This window comes from Streptomyces sp. 3N207 (genome assembly GCF_052246355.1).
Classification (GTDB): Bacteria; Actinomycetota; Actinomycetes; order Streptomycetales; family Streptomycetaceae; genus Streptomyces.
In genome coordinates this window covers 19,523-39,318 of sequence record NZ_JBQQBV010000027.1, presented here as the reverse complement: position 1 = coordinate 39,318, position 19,796 = coordinate 19,523, and the positions used below count along the sequence as shown (strand labels likewise).

The following is a 19,796-nucleotide window of genomic DNA, read 5'->3' as shown; positions in this document are numbered from 1 at the left end:
CCGGGGTTTGCTCAGGCCACCACGGGAAGCCCCGGGTTCTGCTCAGGCCACCACAGGGAGCCCGGGGTTCTGCTGGGCCGACAGCCAGCGGGCGTAGGCGGGGCTGCCCCGGGCCACCTCCTCGTAGGAGGCCCGCAAGTCGTCGAAGACGGCATCGCACTCGGCGCCCAGCCCCCACCCCCGCCGGAACCCGACCACCAGCCGCACCCCGAGCGGATCACCCGCCAGGGGGACGATGGACATGCCCGGCCGTGGCTGCGACGTCGGCTGGCACGGCGTGACGACCTCCCCCGCGGCGACCAGATCGCCCGCGGACAGATAGTCGCCGTACACCACCCGCGGATCGATCCGCGCGGCGGCGAACACCCGCCGCAGCCCGTCCCAGTCGCCGTCGACCGACGGGTCGACCATCCACTTCTCGTCCGCCAGCTCCGCGACGGCGACGGCCCGCCCGGCCCGCGCCGCGGGATGGGTGGCGGGCACGGCGACGAACTGGGGTTCGCGCCGCACCAGCACCCGCAGTTCGACACCGTCCGGCACCCGTAGCGGCGAGCCTTCCACCTCGTGCACGAAGGCGGCGTCGAGCTGGTTGCCCGCGACCATCCGCAGCAGCGTGTTCGCGGAGACATCGGTCTGGAAGGTGATGTCGGTGTCCGGCAGCCGGTTGTGCAGCCGGCGCAGCCAGCCGGGGACGGCTCTGCTGCCGGTGCTGCCGAGCCGGAGCCGCGCCCCGGGTCCGGTATGGCCGAGCCCCGCCGCGTCCTTGGCCTCGCGGATCAGTTCGGCCATCTGCGCGACGATCGGCCGGGCCCGGTTGAGGACGGTGCGGCCGAGCGGGGTGGGCCTGCTGCCGGTGCGTTCGCGGTTGAACAGCTGGCCGCCGACGGCCTGCTCGATCCGCCTGAGCTGCGTCGTCAGCGAGGGTTGCGTCATGCCGAGCTGGCGGGCCGCCTTGTGCACGCTGCCCGTGTCGGCGATCGCACACAGCGCACGAAGGTGCCTCACTTCGAGCTCCACACGCGGAGCATAACGGCGGGGTCGCGCGCCACACCAGAGAGCGGCGGGCCGGTGACCGTACCGCGAACGCCCCTACGCCGCAGGGGGATTCACCGGTCCTATCGGCAGTTGGCATCATTCCGGAACGCCGCGCGCTCGAACACACTCTCCCGCAGCAGAAATCCGTCCGGAGGGACCGGCGGCGCCCCCCACGCCAACATCCCAGAGCGGCGCCGGTTCCTCGGAATTCGAGGAGAGACCCCCCATGAGATACCGCAGACCGGCTCTTCCGGCGGCGCTCGGCCTGGGCGTGACCGTCGCTCTCGGCCTGGGTGCCGCACCCGCCACGGCCCTGGACGGCGCCTCCACCACGTCCGCCACCCACTCCGACGCGGCCTCCCACGCCACCCCCACCACACAGGGCTTCACCGGCGAGAACCAGCGCGACAACGAGAAGTTCTTCAAGCTCATCGTCAAGGCAGCGCTCAAGAAGCAGGCCGAGAAGCCCGGCATCCAGCAGGTCACCATCAACTACGACGCCAGCGGCGCGCCCACCTTCCGCAACCAGATAGCCAACAGCACCTCCGTGTGGAACTCCGCCGTCTCGAACGTGAAGCTGGCCGAGGGCGGCGGCGCCACCTTCGACTACCGCGAGGGGAACGACCCGCGCGGCAGCTACGCGTCCACCGACGGGCACGGAGGCGGCTACATCTTCCTGGACTACGCGCAGAACCAGGAGTACGACTCCAACCGCGTCGTCGCGCACGAGACCGGCCATGTGCTCGGTCTGCCGGACCACTACGAGGGCCCGTGCAGCGAACTGATGTCCGGCGGCGGCCCCGGCCCGTCCTGCACCAACGACCAGCCCGACGCTGCCGAGCGCGCGAAGGTCGAGCAGCTGTGGGCGAACGGTGTCACCGACGTCGCGTTCGAGAAGGCCGCGCTCTTCAAGTGAGTCGCAGGTGAGCCGTACGTGAGCCCACATGAGCCCCACGTGAGCCGCGCTGTCGGCTGATCCCCCCTGCACAGCTGCCCCCGGCCTGGTCGGCCGGGGGCAGCTGCATGGACGTCGTCCCAAAGCGGGGCTCCCAAAGCGGGGCTTCCGGAGCGGGCTCCCGCAGCGGGGCGCCGCGTCGGGTCAGCCGGCGGCGCCCGCCGCCTCGTCGGCGGCCTGGGCCCGCAGCGCCCGCTCGACGCCGGCCCGGGACTCGGTCACCAGTCGGCGCAGCGCCGCGCCGGGCTCGGCCGAGGCGAGCCAGGCATCGGTGGCCTCCAGGGTCTCCTGGGAAACCTGGAGCACCGGGTAGAGCCCGATGGCAACCTGCTGCGCCATCTCGTGGCTGCGCTGCTCCCACACGTCCTTGACGGCGGCGAAGTAGCGCTCGGTGTAGGGCGCCAGCAGGGTCCGCTGGTCGGTCTGGACGAAGCCGGAGATGACGGCCTCCTGGACCGCGTTGGGCAGGGCGTCGCTCTCCACGACGGCCCGCCACGCCTCCGCCTTCGCCTCGGGGGTGGGGCGCGCGGCGCGGGCCGCGGCGGCGTGCCGTTCGCCCGCCGAGGTGGCGTCCCGCTCCAGCTCGGCACCGATCTGCGCATCACCGGCCCGGCCGGTGGCGGCGAGCCGCTCCAGGAACGCCCAGCGCAGCTCCGTGTCGACGACCAGGCCCTCGATGGTCTCGCTGCCGTCCAGCAGCGCAGCGAGCAGATCGAGCTGGTCGTCAGTACGGGCCACGGCGGCGAACGCGCGGGCCCAGGCGAGCTGGTGGTCGCTGCCGGGCGCCGCGGCGCGCAGCTGCTCCAGCGCCGCCTCGGCCCAGCGGGTCAGCCCGGTCTCCCGCCAGGCCGGTGCCGCGTACAGGTCCAGGGCGAGCTTGACCTGGCGCTGCAGGGACTGCACGACGCCGATGTCGGACTCCTTGCCGATGCCGGAGAGCACCAGGTCGAGGTAGGAGCGCGCGGGCAGTTCGGCGTCGCGGGTCATGTCCCAGGCCGACGCCCAGCACAGGGCGCGCGGCAGCGGGTCGGCGAAGTCGCCCAGGTACAGGGTGACGTTGGCCAGCGACTCGGGGTCCAGCCGGACCTTGGTGTAGGTGTAGTCGCCGTCGTTGAGCAGCAGCACGTCGGGGCGCTTGCGCTCGCGGGGCAGCGGCACCTGGGTCAGCTCGCCTTCGACGTCGAGTTCGACGCTGTCGGTGCGCACCAGCTTGCCGTCCACCAGGTCGTAGAAGCCGACGCCGAGGCGGTGCGGGCGCAGCGTGGGCTGCCCGGTGGCGCCTGTGGGCAGCGCGGGGGCCTCCTGGCGGATGGCCAGCGCGGTGAGGGTGCCGTCCTCGGCGCAGCTGAGCTCGGGCCGCAGGACGTTGATGCCCGCGGTCTCCAGCCACGCCTTGGACCATGCCTTCAGATCGCGCCCGGAGGTCTCCTCCAGCGCGCCGAGGAGGTCGCCCAGCCGGGTGTTGCCCCACTCGTGGCGCTTGAAGTAGGCGCGTACGCCCTGGAAGAACTCGTCCATGCCGACGTAGGCGACGAGCTGCTTGAGAACGGAGGCGCCCTTGGCGTACGTGATGCCGTCGAAGTTGACCAGGACGTCGTCCAGGTCCCGGATCGTGGCCATGATCGGGTGGGTGGAGGGCAGCTGGTCCTGGCGGTAGGCCCAGGTCTTCATCTGGTTGGCGAAGCTCGTCCAGGCGTGCGGCCAGCGGCTGCCCGGGGCGTGCGCCTGGCAGGCGATGGAGGTGTAGGTGGCGAACGACTCGTTCAGCCACAGGTCGTTCCACCACTCCATGGTGACCAGGTCGCCGAACCACATGTGGGCCAGCTCGTGCAGGATGGTCTCGGCGCGGCCCTCGTAGGCGGCATCGGTGACCTTGGAGCGGAAGACGTACTGGTCGCGGATGGTGACCGCGCCCGCGTTCTCCATGGCGCCCGCGTTGAACTCGGGCACGAAGAGCTGGTCGTACTTCTCGAACGGGTACGGGTAGTCGAACTTCTCCTGGAACCAGTCGAAGCCCTGCCGGGTGACCTCGAAGATCGCGTCGGCGTCGAGATACTCGGCCAGCGAGGGACGGCAGTAGATGCCCAGCGGCACGCTGCGGCTGTCGCCCTCCCAGCTGCTGTGCACCGAGTGGTACGGGCCGGCGATCAGCGCCGTGATGTACGTGGAGATCCGCGGCGTGGGGGCGAAGTGCCAAACGTTCTCCACCGGCTCGGGGGTCGGGGAGTTGGAGATCACCGTCCAGCCCTCCGGGGCGCCGACGGTGAACTGGAAGGTGGCCTTCAGATCCGGCTGCTCGAAGGTGGCGAAGACGCGGCGCGCGTCCGGCACCTCGAACTGGGTGTAGAGGTACGCCTGGTCGTCGACCGGGTCCACGAAGCGGTGCAGGCCCTCGCCGGTGTTGGTGTAGGCACAGTCCGCGACGACGCGCAGCTCCTGGGGCCCCTGCGCCAGTCCGCGCAGAGCGATACGGGAGTCGGCGAAGACGGCGGCCGGGTCGAGGGACTCACCGTTGAGGGTGACCTCGTGCACGGTGGGCGCGACCAGATCGGCGAAGGTGTCGCCGGCCTCTGCCGCGTGGAAGCGGACCGTCGTCACGGAGCGGAAGGTGCCCCCACCGCTCTCGGCTTCGCTGATGTCCAGCTCGATCTCGTACGAGTCCACGGTGAGCAGCCGGGCCCGCTCCTGGGCCTCTTCGCGCGTCAGATTCGTGCCAGGCACTTGGTTGGTCTCCCCACTCTCGCGGATCTCGGCGCTGTCGTACTGATTGCTGAAGCCATACTTGCACGCGGTTGTGACAGCTGGTGGCGGGCGTTCCCGTGCTGTTCAGACAGGGGTCATCCGGGTCGCCAATACATCGGATGAGGGGCTTCCCCGGCCCCTGTGCACCTCCGTATCAGGAGACCGAATGTCACGTCGCAACCGCCGCGACCGCTGTGTCCCGACCGACTCCACCCCCCACATTCCCCCCGCCGATTCCACTGCCGCTCACCCTCCCGATTCCTCTTCCGCTCCCGCTGCCGCCCGCCTCCACCCGCCCTCGCACGGCCCCGCCGGCATCCCCTCGGCCGGCCATGGGCGCCGTCGGGTGCTCGCCATCGCCGGGGCCGCCGGCGCCGCCGCGGCGTTCGGGTTGGTGACCGCACCAGCCGAGCCGTCCCCTGCCGCCGCGTCCGCCCCCCACGCCCCCGTACGACCCCGCCGCACCTCACGCGCCCCGGCTGTCGTGAGCGCGCCGCACACCGGCACCACCCTTACGGGGGTCGCGGTGCCCTCCGGGGACGGGCCGTTCAAGCGGCTGGTGACGGGGCCCGGCTGGCGTCGGGTGGTCCGCACCGAGCTGGCGTCGGCCGAGCGGCAGCGCGCTGCGAAGGCCGTACCGCTGGCGGCGTTCGTACAGTTCACCGATCTGCATCTGGTGGATGTGCAGCACCCGCTGCGCTACGAGTATCTGCGCGCGGAGACCGCCAGCGCGTGGCGGCCGCAGGAGGCGCTGTCGGTCGCCGGGGCGGTATCGCTGGTCGAGCGGGTGAACGCACTGACCGGCGGGCCCGCCACCGGCGCCCCGCTCTCCTGCGTCGTCACCACGGGTGACAACACCGACAACAACTCGCTCGCCGAACTGGAGTGGTTCGTGCACGTGATGAGCGGCGGACGGATCACTCCCAACACCGGCGAGCCCATGCTGTACGAGGGCGTGCAGGACTCCGGGCTGCGGGACTACTGGCAGCCGGACTCCGATGTACGCGATCACGACAAGAGCGTGGGTTACCCACGGATGCACGGTTTCTTGCGGGCTGCTGTCCAGCAGGTGACCAGTCCTGGTCTGAAGCTGCCCTGGTACGCCACGGTCGGCAACCATGACGCCCTGCCGGGCGGCTGTTTCGCCGCCGCGGACGCGCGCGGCTTCTTCGCCGACTTCTCGGTCGGTGACCGGAAGCTGATGGATCTGCCCAAGGCGCAGGCCGCCCGGCTGTGGCGGGCCGTGGACAAGGGCCTCGACCCCAAGGGGAAACTGTTCGAGGAGATGCTGCGCTCCGAGCGGCGCCGTATGCGCACCGTCACCCCGGACCCCAAGCGCGCGCCGGTCACCCCGCGCGAGTACGTACGGACCCTGGCACGGCCGCACGCCATGGGACGCGGACCGGCAGGGCACGGGTACACGGAGGCGCACGCCGAGGACGGCAGGCTGTACTACGCGTTCCCGATATCCAAGGACGTGATGGGCTTCAGCCTGGACACCACCCGGCGCGACGGGCACTACAAAGGCCGGGTGGGCAAGGCGCAGCTGCGCTGGCTGGAGCGCAAACTGGCGGAGCACGACGACAAGTACGCGATCGTCTTCAGCCACCACACCAGCACCACCATTCCGGAAGGCGGCAAGGAGCTGCTGGCGCTGCTGCGGGCCGCCCCGCACGCGGTGGCCTGGGTCAACGGGCACAGCCACCGCAACCGGATCACTCCGCACGGCACGTTCTGGGAGATCAGTACGGCCTCCCACATCGACTATCCGCAACTGGCGCGCACCGTCGAGCTGGTGGACAACAAGGACGGCACCCTCTCCCTGTTCACCACCCTCATCGAGTCGGCGGCCCCGCACCGTACCGACTTCACCGACCTGTCGCAGACCGGGCTGGCCGCCCTCTACCGGGAGCTCGCCTACAACGCCCCAGGAGCCCGCAGGGGGCTGGAGGGCGGTGAAGGGGACCGCAACACCGAACTTCTGCTCCGCAAACCGTGAGTCGCTCCGCGAACCGTGAGTCACCGCGCGGTGGTCTCATTCCATGCCCTCTCCGCCGTCCCGCTCCTCGGCCGTGAGGGCGGCCAGGCATGCCCGTACCGAGGGGCTGTCACCGCCTGCGCGCCAGGCGGCCCGCACCTCGCGGTGCAGCGGTGGGCGCACGGGCACGAACCGCACGCCGGGCGGGCAGGGCGTCCGGGCCATCTCGGGGACCAGCGCGACGGTCAGCCCACGCGCGACGAAGGCGAGCTGAGTGGCGTACTCGGTGACGGTGTAACGGACCCGTGGCTCGATGCCGCGCGCCCGCAGAGCCTGCACCAGCGCCTCGTACGGCTCGGTGCCCTCCGGGCAGCTCGACCAGACGACGCCCGCGAGTTCGCCCAGGTCCAGCGTTTCCCGGTCGGCCAGTGGGTGCCGGGACGGTAGCGCCGCCTGTACCTCCTCCACGGCGAGGGTCTTGACCCGGACCCCCTCGGGCAGCGGCATGGGGCGGCTGTGCCAGCTCTCGATCAGCAGCAGATCCAGTTCGCCGGCCAGCAGCAGCGGCACCATGTCCACGGCCTCGCCGTCCACCACGGTCGGCCGCAGCCGGGGGTGCGCCTCGGTGAGCGTGGCCAGCACATCGGGCAGCAGGGCGCGCAGCGAGCTGCCGACGCCGCCGAGCCGGAGAGGGCCGATGATCTCGTCACCGAGGTCGGCCAGATCGGACTCGGCAGCGGACAGCTGCGCGACGACGCGTGCCGCGTGCTCGGCCAGCACCCGTCCGGCGTGGGTGAGGCGGACGCCGCGGCCGTGCGGCTCCAGCAGCCGGTGGCCCGCCTCGCGCTCCAGCTTGGCCAGCTGCTGGGAGACACCGGAGGGCGTGATGTGCAGGGCGACCGCCGCGCGGGCCAGCGAGCCGTGCACGGCGACCGCGTCGAGCGCGCGGAGCCTGTCAGAACTGAACACCCAAGCAATGCTAACGAGTACCGCATATAAATCGTCGCTTTTGCTTGAGAGTTATGGCAGGCAGAGTGACTGTCATGACCACCGCCAGAGAGGGCACCCAGGGGACCGAGCCAGGCGCCGGACTGGCCGGGCGCAGCCCGGTACTGCTGGCCGTGGCGGCATCGTCATGCATCTCGGCCTCCGCGATGTTCGTGAAGCTGTCCGGCGTCAACGCGGGCACAGCGGCCTTTCTGCGCTGCCTGCTGGCACTGGTGGCGCTGGTGCCCGTCGCCGTGGCTGAGCGGCGCCGACTGGGACCGCGGCCGGCCCGCGCCCAGCTGTTCGACCTGGTGGCGGGGGCGCTGCTGGGCGTCGACTTCGTCTTCTGGGCGCAGAGCATCCACGATGTGGGCTCGTCCATCGCCACCGTGCTGCTCAACATCCAGATCGCCGTCTTCCCGCTGCTCGCCCTCGCCGTCACCCGCACCCGCCCCGGCGCACGCTACTGGCGCACCCTGCCCGTACTGCTGCTCGGCGTCGCGCTGGCCAGCGGTGCGATCGGCCACCCTGAGCCCGGCAGCAGCCCGGTCTCCGGAGTGCTCTACGGCGCAGCAGCGGGGGTGGCGTTCGCGGGCTATCTGTTCCTGACCCGGCTGGGCGGCGGAGGGGCGCACACCGTCCATCCGGTGTGCCTCTCCACGCTGGCCGCCGGTGTCACCTCCGGTGTGCTCGGCGCGCTGTGGACGGGTGTCGATCCGGCGCCCGGCTGGGGCCCGCTGGGCTGGCTGACGGTGATGTCACTGTTCGGGCAGGTGCTGGCGCTCGTTCTGCTGGGGCCCGCACTGGCGCGGCTGGCCCCGGTCACCAGTGCCGCGCTACTGCTGCTCCAGCCGGTGCTGGCAGTGCTGCTGGGTGTCGTCTTCCTCGCCGAACGGCCCACGTTGACCCAGTTCGCCGGGTGCGTCCTGGTCGTCCTCGCTGTTTGGCACACCAGCCGGGCTGATCACTAGAGTCACTGCCCATGCACCCGCCGCGCGCCCTCCTCAGCGGTCTGATCGCCACCGTGACCGCGTGCGGGCTGGCAGTGAGCTCCTCCACGGCCGCCGACCAGGGCCATACGCGCACGCGCGAGGTGATGGAGGCCATGGTCGAACAGGACAGCGCCCCCGGAGTGCTGGCACAGGTGGAGGACGGCGCCGGAGCGTGGGTCGGCAGTACGGGCACCGCCGACCGCACCACCGGTCGCCCCCGGCTGGCGCATGACCGCTTCCGGATCGGCAGCCTGACCAAACCGTTCGTGGCGACCGTGCTGCTCCAGCTCGAATCGGAAGGCAAGCTGCGGCTGGACGACCCGGTGCGCCGCTGGCTGCCGGACCTGCGGCTGGGTGAGCACGACCGGGCCGGGGGCGGCGCCGGACGCGCCGTCACGCTGCGCCAACTCCTCGGCCACACCAGCGGTATCCCGGACTACACCGCCGATCCCGTGCTGCACAGGAACTACTTCAGCCCGCGCTTCCTGGCACACCGCCGGAGTTCACACACCCCCGAGAAGCTGGTCGAGCGCAGCCTCTCGAGGCCGTCGCTGTTCCGCCCAGGCTCGCGGTGGAGCTACTCCAACACCAACTACCTGCTGGCCGGCATGGTCATCGAGCGTGCGACAGGGCACTCGTACGCCTCGGAGATCGAACGCCGCGTGCTGCACCCGCTGAAGCTCCGCGACACCTCGCTGCCCGGTACCTCGGCCCGCATTCCCGGGCAGCACGGCAAGGAGTACTCCACGCTGTTCGCACCTGGGGCACATTCGCCGGTACGTGACGTCACCTCGCTCAACCCGTCACTGGCCGGGGCCTCCGGCGAGATGATCTCCTCCGGCCGGGATCTGGTGCGCTTCGTACGCGCCCTGGTCACCGGACGGCTGCTGCCGTCGCGTCAGCTGGCCGAGATGCAGACGACCCGCCGGGCCGACTCGACCGACCGCTACGGGCTGGGCCTGACCGAACGCACCCTCCCCTGCGGCGTCACGGTCTGGGGCCATGAGGGCACCATCCACGGCTCCCTCACCGCGGCGTTCAGCACGCCGGACGGCACACACACGGCCGCCTTCAACGTCAACGGCGACTGGTCGGGCGGCATCGACGACCTGGTCGAGGCGGAGTACTGCAACTGAGCCCCTCCCGCCGGTCAGCGCGGGAGGACCGTCACATACTCCGCCGGCTCCAGCTCGCAGGCCGCCATCAGGGCCGTCCTGACCACGGTGGCCTGCTGGGCGAGGGAGTCGCGCAGCCTGTCCGGGGTGACGTGGACGACGGTGATGCCGAGCAGTTCGAGGGACTCACGCTTGTGGGTGTACGCGTCCCAGGCCGCCTCGGCACCGGCCCGGGGCGTGTGGGCGTCGATCTCCACCGCGACGGCCTGGTCCGGCCAGTAGGCGTCGACGGCGCCCAGGTGCGGTCCGCCGGGGACGCGCAGTTCGACGTTCCAGCAGGGGTCGGGCAGCCCATGGGCGAAGACCATCTCGTACAGCAGGCCCTCGGTCAGTGCGCGCCCCTCCGCCAGCAGGCTCTCCACGGCGTCCGCGACGTGCGGCAGCCCCAGCAGCCGGGCTCTGGTCAGCTCACGCACCACAGGCTGCGGCTCGCAGTGTCCGCCGCGTACCGCCTCGATCAGCAGCCGCCGTACGTCCTCGGCGCCGGCCAGCTGGGCCACGGCATCGGCCAGCGCCCGGGGCACGGGCGCGACGGGCAGCCCGGCGATCTCCTCGGGCTCGGGCAGGATGCGGGTCCGCATCAGATGCGCCGAGGTGTACGCGCAGCCCGCCGGGAGCGGCGCACGGGCGCCCGGTCCGGTGGGCTCGCCGAGGTCCGGGACGAGGACGTCGATCCGCTCCAGGTCCAGCAGGGAGGGAGCGGCGGAGAAGCAGTGCAGGGCGAGCGCCGCCAGGCCCGTGATCATCGCGCGGCGGGGCGCTCCGGGCTGGGCGCCGGGCGGTGCGGCGGCGTCGCTCTGCGCGTACAGCAGCGCGGCACGCAGCCGTTCCTCGCTGGTGGGCAGACCGGTACGGGGCGGGAGTGGTACTTCGTGCGTCATGGGGTGGGCGATTCCCCGCCGCCCGCGGGATGCCAACGTGTGTGACAGAGCTGTCGCCGAATGCGGACAACCCTGTACTAAAGCACGGCAGTTCGACTGCCGATAACGGTTCGCCGTCCGCCGGGCCTGCGGTGCGGTCCCGGGAGGGCCAACTCGTGCGGCGTCAGCTGCTCTTCTTGCGCCTGTCGCCCAGCGACACCAGCCCGGCGATCACCAGGAAGAGCACGATCGGCGCGACGACGTACAGCCCCAGGGTCTCGGCGATGCTCAGACCGGGGCCCGGCTGGTCACCGTCGTCGGGCGCTACCGCGAACGCAGGCGACGACAGCAGCAGCATCAGCGTCGCACCGGCGGCGACCGTGCCTGTGCGCAGGGCGTTCTTGTTGACCTTGTTGCTCACACAGCCAACATATCGGACGGGTGAACGGGCCGCGCGCCGGGGTGGTGCTAGCGGGAGTTCATCGTCCTCGCTGCCGCCGATCCGGCCGAACGTGCAGATACCGCGCCGAGGGGTCGAGGATCCGCTCGCGGGAGCCGGTGTCCACGTCCGTGGAGTCGTTGGGCTGACCGCCCGCGTACCCGGTCCACAGGTCGACGGGCTCACCCGGCCGCGGGGTCACCGCCTGGGTGCAGGGCCCGGCGGAGCTCCGCGAAGAGGGCGTGGGCGCGCGGGGAGGCGGCCAGCTCCTCCAGCGTGCGGGGCCGCCCTTGCGCATCGGCCACGGGAAGCCGCCAGTTGGGGTACTCGTCACTGGTGCCCGGCACGTTCTGCGCACGCCGGTCGCCCACGGCGTCCGGCAGCCAGACGCCGACCATCCGCGCGGGTGTGCCGGCGAGGAACCGGTACACCGCCTTGATCACGCCCTCCTCGTCGCCCCTCCCCTCCGGCAGCAGCCGCAGCCGCTCGAACAAGGCGAGCCACTCGGCGAGTTCGGCCCGGTCGGCGGCGTGCTCGGCGGCAGGGCTGTCCGCCAGCATTCCCAGCCGCCCGCGCAGCTCGACATGCGCGCCGGTGAACCGCGCTGCGGTGCTCGGGAGATCGTGTGTGGTGGCCGTCGCCAGGCAGTCGGCCCGCCACTGCTCCGGCGGCAGCGGCGCGGCCCGCCCGGACTCCCCGCTCCCACCGGCAGCACCACCGGCACCACCGGCACCAGCACCGCCTGCGTCGGCAGCACCGTCCGCACCATCGGCTCCACCAGCACTGCCCGCACCGCCCGCACCGGCGTCGCCCTCGCGGCTGACCGAGGCACCGCCCTGCCGGGCACTCCCGTACGCGCGCTCGAACCACAGCACCGAGGTGCCCAGCATCCGCCGGGCCGCCAGTTCCTCGCGGACTCCCGGCTCGACCGTGCCCAGGTCCTCACCGATGACCGCTGCGCCCACGCGGTGGGCCTCCAGCGCGAGGACGCCGTGCATGGCCTCGGTGTCGTACCGCACATAGGTGCCCTCGGTCGGCGGGCGGCCCTCCGGGACCCACCACAGCCGGGAGTGGCCCATCACATGGTCGAGGCGCAGCGCGCCCGCGTGCCGGAAGAGCCCGGCGAGGACCTCGCGGTAGGGCGCGTATCCCTCCCGGGCGAGCGCGTCGGGGCGCCAGGGCGGCAGACCCCAGTCCTGGCCGCGGGCGTTGAACGCGTCGGGCGGGGCGCCGACCGTGATGCCCTGGGCGAGGATGTCCTGGTGCGCCCAGGCGTCGGCGCCGCTGGGGTGCACGCCGACGGCCAGGTCGTGCACCAGGCCGATCGCCATACCCGCCGAGCGCGCGGTCTGCTGCGCGGCGGCGAGCTGGCAGTCGGTGAGCCAGGCGGCCCAGCTGTGGAAGTCGATCCGGTCCAGATGCTCGTCCCGCGCGCGTGCCGTACGGGCCGAGCGGGGGTCGTCCAGCCCGGCGGGCCAGGAGCGCCAGTCGGGGCCGTGCAGTTCGGCGAGGGCGCACCAGGTGGCGTGGTCCTCCAGCGCCTGTCCGCTCTCGGCGAGGAAGTCGCAGTAGGCGGCCCGGCGCCCAGGGCTCGGCGGAACCGTACGGACCAGCTCCAGGGCCTCGCGCTTCAGCTCCCAGGTGGCGTCCCGGTCGATGTGTGCGCCCCTGTGCAGTACGGCGTCGCGCAGCTCTGCGGCGCGGGCCAGCAGGGCGTCGGCCGCGCGGCGCTCGGCGGGGCCGAGGTAGGCGTATTCGGGGATCTCCTCGATACGCAGGTGCACCGGGTCGGGGAAGCGGCGGGAGGAGGGGCGGTAGGGCGAGGGGTCGGTCCGGCCGCCCGGCGCGGCGGGGACGGCGCTGTGCAGCGGGTTGAGCTGGACGAAGTCGGCACCCAGGCAGCGCCCCGCCCAGCCGGCGAGCTCGCCCAGATCGGCGAGGTCGCCCATGCCCCAGGAGCGGGTCGACAGCAGCGAGTAGAGCTGTAAGAGCAGTCCGTACCCGCGCGTCCTGCCGGGGCGGGTACGGGGCGCGGGGAAGAGGTCGGGGGCGACGACGAGGGTGCTGTGCGCGGAACGCTCGTCGGGCGCATGGGCCAGCAGCGTGTGCACGCCGGGCGGCAGCGCGGTCCCCGGGCCCCAGTCGAGGGTTTCGCCACTCTCGGTGACGACCCGCAGTGCGGTGTCGCCCGGGAGCGCGGAGCAGTTCGTCAGGCCGGACAAGCCGGATAAGGAGGCGGTGGTGACCGACCCGGAGTGCGCGCCGGAGCGCAGCACGACGGTGGGCGGCAGCAGTCGGCGGCTCTCCCACTCGTGCTGCTCCAGCGCGGTACGGACGGCGCGCGGCGTCGAGGCGTCCACGCCCAGGGCCGCGAGCACGGAGACGACCGTCTCCTCGGGCACCCGGACCTCCCGGCCCGGTGCGGGCTCGTAGGAGAGCGAGACGCCGTGTGCCGCGGCGAGCCGCGCGAGCCCGGTCATCAGATGTCTGCCGGCTCCGTACCGTAACCGACCCCGGTGGGTTCGCTGGTCAGCGGCGCCTCGGCGAGCGGGGGCTCACTGGTCAGCGGGGTGGCGTCGGCGAGCGGGGGCTCGCTGGTGAGCGGCGCGTCGGCACAGCCGCAGGTGCACGAGCCGTCGAGTCCGGAGTCGGGGTCGGACACACCGGACAGGTCTACCGGCTCGTGCCCTCGTTTGGAGAGTGCGCGCTGTTGGGGGAGCGGGGTGAGGGCGGAGATCAGGAGTTCAGCGGACGCGGCCACGGGGGCCTCCGTTCGTTGACGAATCGATGGTCAGGACTCGCCCTACCCAGTCGACGGGCGTGCAGACGTGTCCGAAGAGGGAACGTGTCCCAGCTCACGTGGGTTCCCGCGGCGAATCGGCGACAGTTCCCGCCCGGAGAAGGAGAACCAAAGGGCAAAACGGTCATGCGGTGCGAGTATTTGCGGACCGGCGGGTAGGCGGCGGGTAGGTGCGGACGAGGGCGGGGGTGCCCGCCCCCTGGTGCCGGTGCGGACGACTGCGCCAAAGCCCGCGACGGCCGCGCCGCCGAACCATAGAATCCGCAGGCGCCCGCGTTTCACGGCACATCTGTGGCCTCCCGCGGTGCGCCCGGTGGGGCCGCCGCCCCTACGGTGTCGCGGAGGTCACGGCGGCACGTACGGTACGCACGGCTCGAGCGCGCGGCAGCGGCGTACGCGCTGGACGGAGGGGTTCCGGTCGGACATCGGGAGGAAGCGGTGGGGACAGCGCGCGGCGAGGACGTCCCGGAGGCGTCCGGGGCCGGCACGGGCACCGTCCCGCTCGCGCGCCCCGGCGTGCCGGGCGGCTGGAGCCGGATGAGCGCTGCCGCGCTCACGGCGGCGGTCGTCTCCGGTCTGCTCGGCGGCGCACCCGCCGCACAGGCCGCTCCCTGGGCCCCGCCGGACGGCCCGGCCGCCGGAAACCCGGACGACGAGAGCTCACGCGACGGACTGCCTCCGGTCTGGCCGCGCCCCCAGACGATGCGCGCCCAGGGCGAGTTCGTCCCGGCGGGCTCCGCGGCCGCCCTGATCGTCGACAAGGACGCGGACAAACACGCCCTCCAGCTCATCCGCGCAACGCTGCGCGAGGCAGGCGTGCGTACGGTGCACGAGATACGTCCGGGCCACAGCGACCGGTCCACGGAAGCGTCCGTGCGCTCCGGCGACCTCGTCGTACGGGTCGGCACCGAGTCGGCCGGTCCCGCGCTGCGCGCCCTGCGCGCCCCCGCACGCAGCGACCTGCCCGCGGGCGGCTACCGCCTGGCAGCGGGCCAGTCCGGCGGGCACTACACCGTGGCGCTCGAAGGGACGGACGGGGACGGGCTGTTCTACGCCGCGCAGACGCTCCGCCAGCTCGCCACCGAACGCGACGGCCGACGCGGCTTCCCGGGCGTCCTGGTACGCGACTGGCCCACCGCCTCGGTACGCGGCACGACAGAGGGCTTTTACGGGCAGCCCTGGACACACCAGGAGCGGCTGAGCCAGCTGGACTTCCTGGGCCGTACGAAACAGAACCGCTATCTGTACGCGCCGGGCGACGACCCGTACCGCCAGGGGTCCCGCTGGCGCGATCCGTATCCGGCTGCGCAGCGCGCCGATTTCCGCGAACTGGCCGAGCGCGCCAGGCGCAATCACGTCACGCTCGGCTGGGCCGTCTCGCCCGGCCAGGGGCTGTGCTTCTCCTCGCCGGACGACCGCAAGGCGCTGCTGCGCAAGCTGGACGCGATGCGCGCCCTGGGGGTACGCGCCTTCCAGCTGCGCTTCGAGGACGTCAGCTACAGCGAGTGGCACTGCGACAAGGACGCGGACACCTACGGCACGGGCCCTCAGGCAGCCGCGCGCGCCCAGGCGGAGCTCGCCAATGCCGTGGCCGACCATCTGGCCGAGCGCCATCCGGACACCGCCCCGCTGTCCGTGGTGCCGACGGAGTTCTACCAGAAGGGCCGCACGGAATACCGGGCCGCGCTCGCCAGGAAGCTGGACGACCGGGTGGAGATCGGCTGGAGCGGTGTGGGGGTGGTGCCCCGCACCATCACCGGTGCCGAACTCGCCCGCGCACGCAGCGCCTTCCCGCGCCACCGGCTGGTGACGATGGACAACTATCCGGTCAACGACTTCGCGAGCGACCGGATCTTCCTCGGCCCTTACGAGGGCCGCGAGCCCGCTGTCGCCTCCGGTTCGGCGGCTCTGCTGACCAACGCGATGAAACAGCCGACGGCCTCCCGTATCCCGCTGTTCACGGCCGCGGACTACGCCTGGAACCCGCGCGGCTACCGCCCCAAGGAGTCGTGGCGGGCAGCCGTCGACGAGTTGGCGGGTGGCCGCGGCAGCGCGTCCGCCACCCGGGCCGCCGTGCACGCGCTGGCCGGGAACGACGCCTCTTCGGTGCTCGGCAGCGACGAGTCGGCGTACGTCCGCCCCCTGCTGGACGCCTTCTGGAGCGCCTACAAGCGGGGCAAGGGCCCCGAGCTCGACCGGGCCGCCGACAAGCTGCGCAGCGCCTTCACCACGATGCGCACGGCCCCTTCCCGGGTTCCCGACGGGCTGGGCAAAGAGGTCGAGCCGTGGCTGACCCAGCTCTCGCGGCTCGGTGCGGCGGGCGAGCGGTCTGTGGACATGCTGCTCGCGCAGCTGCGCGGTGACGGAGCCGCCGCCTGGAAGGCGCAGTTGGATGTGCGGCGGCTGCGCGCCGAGAGCGCCAGGAGCAAGGTGACCGTCGGCAAGGGCGTGCTGGCCGACTTCACGGACAAGGCCCTGAAGCTGTCGGACGGATGGACAGGCGCGCAGCAGCACAAGCCCACGTCGAAGAGGCAGTCCAACGGGCCGAAGGCCGGGTCCGGAGCCGGGCACGGCCGGCGGCTCACCGTGAGCGGCCGGCCGTCGGGCGCTCCGCACCACCCGCTCTCCGCCGCGGCGGACGGCGACCCGAAGACCTCCTACCGGACGGCAACAGGCCCGGCCGACGGGACCTTCGCACCGGAGCACCCGCCCATGCTCGTCCCGCCGTCCGCGGCAGCCGACGCGGCCGGGAGGGCCGACGCAACCCGCAAGCGCGACGACGCCCGCCACAAGCGCTCAGCGGACGCGCTGACCGTGCGGCTGCCCAAGCCGCGCCCGCTGCGTGCCGTCACGGTGCTGACCGGCCCGCACTCGGGCACCCGCGGCGCGGTCGAGGCGCACATCCCCGGCAAGGGCTGGGAGCGGCTCGGCGCGCTCTCGCAGACCGGCTGGACACAGCTGACCGCAGGCCGGCACGGCGCCGACAAGGCCGACGCGCTGCGGCTCGTCTGGAGCGAGGAGACGAAGCCGCCGGTCGTCCACGAGATCACACCCTGGTACGCCGACACCCCCGCGGCCTCGCTGTCGCTGCCCCGTACGACCGTGGACGCGGCGATCGGCGGCGGTGCCACCCGGGTCACGGCGCGGCTGACCGGGAACCGGCCCACGGACGTACGCGGCAAGGTCACCGCGAAGGCCCCCAAGGGCTTCACCGTGCGTGCGCCGCTGCGCACCACAGTGCGACGGGGCAGCACGGTGGAGGTGCCACTGCGGATCACCGCGGACAGCTCGGTCAAGACGGGCAGTTACCGCATCCCCGTCTCGTTCGGCGGGGAGCAGCTCACGCTGACCGTACGGGCGTATCCGCGCACCTCCGGGCCGGATCTGGCCCGGCACGCGCAGGTGACGTCCTCCGGGGACGAGACGAAGGACTTCCCCGCCGCTGCGGTGGCCGACGGCAAGCGCGGCACCCGCTGGTCCTCACCTGCCAAGGACGGCGAGTGGGTGCAGCTGAAGCTGGCCGAACAGGCCCGTGTGGGGCGGGTCGTGCTGCGCTGGCAGGACGCCCATCCCTCGCACTACCGCGTCCAGGTCTCCCCCGACGGCAAGCGCTGGCGCACCGCCGCAACGGTGCGGGACGGCGAGGGCGGCAAGGAGTCGGTCCGGATGGACACCCCCAGGGACACCCGCTATGTACGCGTGGTCGGTGACAAGCGGGCAACGCGCTTCGGGATCTCGCTGTGGTCGGTGGAGATCTACGGGGTGGACTCCACGGGCCGGGCGAAGCACGCCCGGCGGGACGACGACCGGGGCGCCGGCTCCCGAGCGGAACAGCTCCAGGAAGCGGGGGGCGCCGCAGGGCGGCACCCCCACTGAGCGTACGGACGTCACAGTCGGTCGAAGGGACGTCACTCCGGCCGTGCGGGCATAACAAAGCCCGGGCCTCAGGCAGTGGATCTGCCGTCGATCCGGGCGAGATCATCGTCCGCGCCGTATGGCTGAAGGTAGGGCAGCCAGCGCGGGTCCCTATGCCCCGTGCCGATGATGCGCCAGGCGAGGCCGGAGGGCGGGGCGGGTTGGTGACGCAACCGCCAGCCCAGTTCCGCGACATGGCGGTCGGCCTTCACATGGTTGCAGCGGCGGCAGGCCGCCACGACGTTCTCCCAGGCGTGCGCCCCTCCCCGGCTGCGCGGGATGACATGGTCGACGCTGGTTGCGACGCCACCGCAGTAGGCGCAGCGGCCGCCGTCCCTGGCGAACAGGGCGCGGCGGGTGAGGGGAACGCTGCCGCGAAAGGGCACCCTCACAAACCGCTTGAGACGGACGACACTGGGGGCGGGTATGACATGGGTCGCGCTGTGCATCAGGGCGCCGGAGTCCTCGAGGCTGATCGCCTTTCCGTTGAGGACCAGTACGAGCGCGCGGCGAAGCGGTACGACGCCGAGCGGCTCGTACGACGCATTGAGGACCAGGACGTGCGGCACGGTGCCTCCTTGTACGTCGGCGGCGCGTGGCTCGCGCCGTGACGATCTCCCCTCAGTGTGTCCCGTGCCCTGGTCACTTCGCCACCACGACCGGGCAACCCACTGAGCGTGTTTTGAACCACACCGGCTGTCTCCCCCCTTGAACAGTCTTCTCACTCGAACACCTGGGCTCATACTTGCTCGGTGGCACCAAATGTGAAGGCCCTGCGCCGTTAGTGTGGTCCTGGCATTCTTACGGGTGCCTTGCGGATGTGTCTCGCACGGAAGGTCAACCTGTGTACTGGCTGCTCAGCGCGTCCCCCTCGCCCGACGGCCCGCAGCCGCCGAAGTCCCTGGAGGACGCCCAGGACAGCGCGGGAGAAGCTGCCGGATGGGTCCAGCAGCACTGGTCGGACTGGCTTGCCACGGGTCTGCGCATCGTCTTCATCTGCGTCGTCGCCATAGTGCTGCGCTATCTCATCCGTCGCGCGATCACCCAGCTGATAACGCGGATGAACCGCAGGGCCGAGATCGCCGACAGCGGCAATGCGCTGCGCGGGCTGCTGGTGAGCGGCGAGCGCCGCAGACAGCGGTCCGAGGCGATCGGCTCCGTCCTCCGCAGTGTGGCCTCGTTCGTGATCATGGGCACCGCAGCGATGACGGTGCTCTCCGGGCTCGGGATCAACCTCGCGCCGCTGCTGGCCAGCGCCGGTGTCGCGGGCGTAGCACTGGGCTTCGGCGCCCGCGACCTGGTGAAGGACATACTGGCGGGTATGTTCATGCTCCTGGAGGACCAGTACGGGGTCGGCGACCGGGTGGACGCGGGAGAGGCGTCCGGTGTCGTCCTGGAGATCGGGCTGCGGGTGACGCAGCTGCGTGGCGACGACGGCGAGATCTGGTACATCCGCAACGGCGAGATCAAGCGCATCGGCAACCTCAGCCAGGGCTGGTCCATGGCAGCGCTCGACGTCCGCATACGGGCCGACGAGGATCTGGACGAGGTCCGGGCCGCCGTCGTCGCGGCGGGCGAGGAGATGGGCAAGGAAAGCCCCTGGGACGAGACCCTGTGGGAGCCCGTCCAAGTCCTCGGCCTGGACGAAGTGACGCTGGACTCCATGGTGCTGCGGGTGTCGGTCAAGACCATGCCCGACAAGAACCTGGCCGTGGAGCGGGAGCTGCGCTGGCGCATCAAGCAGGCGCTGGACTCGCGGGGCATCCGGCTCGTGGACGAAGCGTCCCTGGCGCTCGAGGCCGTGCGGCCCCCGTCGCTGAAGAAATAGCCCGGAGCAGTCCCCGGGCCCTGGAGAAGTAGCCCCCGGCGGCGCCCGGTTGCCGCCGGGTGGGGCGGCTTTCCGAGCCCTGGGGGCGGT

Annotated in this window: 15 protein-coding genes; 6 read left to right on the top strand and 9 right to left on the bottom strand. The window is 72.2% G+C overall.

All coding sequences use genetic code 11. The features are described from left to right. Positions 1–42: 42 nt before the first annotated feature. Positions 43–1,017, bottom strand: a complete 975-nt coding sequence (locus ACTWP9_RS30885; protein ID WP_443249623.1) for a LysR family transcriptional regulator — start codon at positions 1,015–1,017, stop codon at positions 43–45. A 244-nt stretch (positions 1,018–1,261) separates the two neighbouring features. Here ACTWP9_RS30885 and snpA point away from each other — a divergent pair, with 244 nt between their 5' ends. Further along, a complete protein-coding gene (snpA, locus tag ACTWP9_RS30880) occupies positions 1,262–1,951 on the top strand; it encodes a snapalysin (RefSeq protein ID WP_443249622.1) in 690 nt (229 codons plus the stop codon). A 183-nt stretch (positions 1,952–2,134) separates the two neighbouring features. Here the strand turns inward: snpA and pepN are convergent, their stop codons facing one another. Then, the gene (gene pepN / locus ACTWP9_RS30875; RefSeq protein WP_443249621.1) at positions 2,135–4,711 is read right to left on the bottom strand and encodes an aminopeptidase N; all 2,577 of its coding nucleotides are present in this window, start codon (positions 4,709–4,711) and stop codon (positions 2,135–2,137) included. Between the two features lie 187 nt (positions 4,712–4,898). On the opposite strand from pepN, the gene ACTWP9_RS30870 reads away from it, so the two are divergent. Then, the gene (locus ACTWP9_RS30870; RefSeq protein WP_443249620.1) at positions 4,899–6,731 is read left to right on the top strand and encodes a TIGR03767 family metallophosphoesterase; all 1,833 of its coding nucleotides are present in this window, start codon (positions 4,899–4,901) and stop codon (positions 6,729–6,731) included. A 36-nt stretch (positions 6,732–6,767) separates the two neighbouring features. Here the strand turns inward: ACTWP9_RS30870 and ACTWP9_RS30865 are convergent, their stop codons facing one another. Next, positions 6,768–7,679: a LysR family transcriptional regulator gene (locus ACTWP9_RS30865; protein ID WP_443249619.1), complete on the bottom strand. Its 912-nt coding sequence runs from the start codon at positions 7,677–7,679 to the stop codon at positions 6,768–6,770. A gap of 74 nt (positions 7,680–7,753) precedes the next feature. Here ACTWP9_RS30865 and ACTWP9_RS30860 point away from each other — a divergent pair, with 74 nt between their 5' ends. Continuing rightward, positions 7,754–8,668, top strand: a complete 915-nt coding sequence (locus tag ACTWP9_RS30860) for a DMT family transporter (protein ID WP_443249618.1) — start codon at positions 7,754–7,756, stop codon at positions 8,666–8,668. Positions 8,669–8,679: 11 nt separating this feature from the next. Further along, on the top strand, positions 8,680–9,825 hold the full coding sequence (locus ACTWP9_RS30855) for a serine hydrolase domain-containing protein (RefSeq protein WP_443249617.1): 1,146 nt from the start codon (positions 8,680–8,682) through the stop codon (positions 9,823–9,825). A gap of 14 nt (positions 9,826–9,839) precedes the next feature. Here ACTWP9_RS30855 and ACTWP9_RS30850 read toward each other — a convergent pair whose 3' ends face one another. From ACTWP9_RS30850 to ACTWP9_RS30830, 5 genes are all read right to left on the bottom strand, one after another. Beyond that, a complete protein-coding gene (locus ACTWP9_RS30850) occupies positions 9,840–10,745 on the bottom strand; it encodes a hypothetical protein (protein WP_443249616.1) in 906 nt (301 codons plus the stop codon). A gap of 163 nt (positions 10,746–10,908) precedes the next feature. After that, positions 10,909–11,145, bottom strand: a complete 237-nt coding sequence (locus ACTWP9_RS30845; RefSeq protein WP_443249615.1) for a hypothetical protein — start codon at positions 11,143–11,145, stop codon at positions 10,909–10,911. A 58-nt stretch (positions 11,146–11,203) separates the two neighbouring features. Continuing rightward, positions 11,204–11,365, bottom strand: a complete 162-nt coding sequence (locus tag ACTWP9_RS30840) for a hypothetical protein (protein WP_443249614.1) — start codon at positions 11,363–11,365, stop codon at positions 11,204–11,206. After that, a complete protein-coding gene (gene malQ, locus ACTWP9_RS30835; RefSeq protein WP_443249613.1) occupies positions 11,346–13,643 on the bottom strand; it encodes a 4-alpha-glucanotransferase in 2,298 nt (765 codons plus the stop codon). The genes ACTWP9_RS30840 and malQ overlap by 20 nt, the downstream gene beginning before the upstream one ends. Continuing rightward, positions 13,643–13,924, bottom strand: coding sequence for a hypothetical protein (locus ACTWP9_RS30830; RefSeq protein ID WP_243085736.1), 282 nt, complete (start codon positions 13,922–13,924; stop codon positions 13,643–13,645). Before ACTWP9_RS30830 ends, malQ begins: the two co-directional genes overlap by 1 nt. 576 nt (positions 13,925–14,500) lie before the next feature. On the opposite strand from ACTWP9_RS30830, the gene ACTWP9_RS30825 reads away from it, so the two are divergent. Beyond that, positions 14,501–17,839 (top strand): beta-N-acetylglucosaminidase domain-containing protein, encoded by a 3,339-nt coding sequence (locus ACTWP9_RS30825; protein WP_443249670.1) that lies wholly within the window; start codon positions 14,501–14,503, stop codon positions 17,837–17,839. 68 nt (positions 17,840–17,907) lie between these two features. Here the strand turns inward: ACTWP9_RS30825 and ACTWP9_RS30820 are convergent, their stop codons facing one another. Then, a complete protein-coding gene (locus tag ACTWP9_RS30820) occupies positions 17,908–18,447 on the bottom strand; it encodes an HNH endonuclease (protein ID WP_443249612.1) in 540 nt (179 codons plus the stop codon). A gap of 275 nt (positions 18,448–18,722) precedes the next feature. On the opposite strand from ACTWP9_RS30820, the gene ACTWP9_RS30815 reads away from it, so the two are divergent. After that, on the top strand, positions 18,723–19,706 hold the full coding sequence (locus tag ACTWP9_RS30815) for a mechanosensitive ion channel family protein (protein ID WP_443249611.1): 984 nt from the start codon (positions 18,723–18,725) through the stop codon (positions 19,704–19,706). The last annotated feature ends 90 nt before the right edge of the window (positions 19,707–19,796 follow it).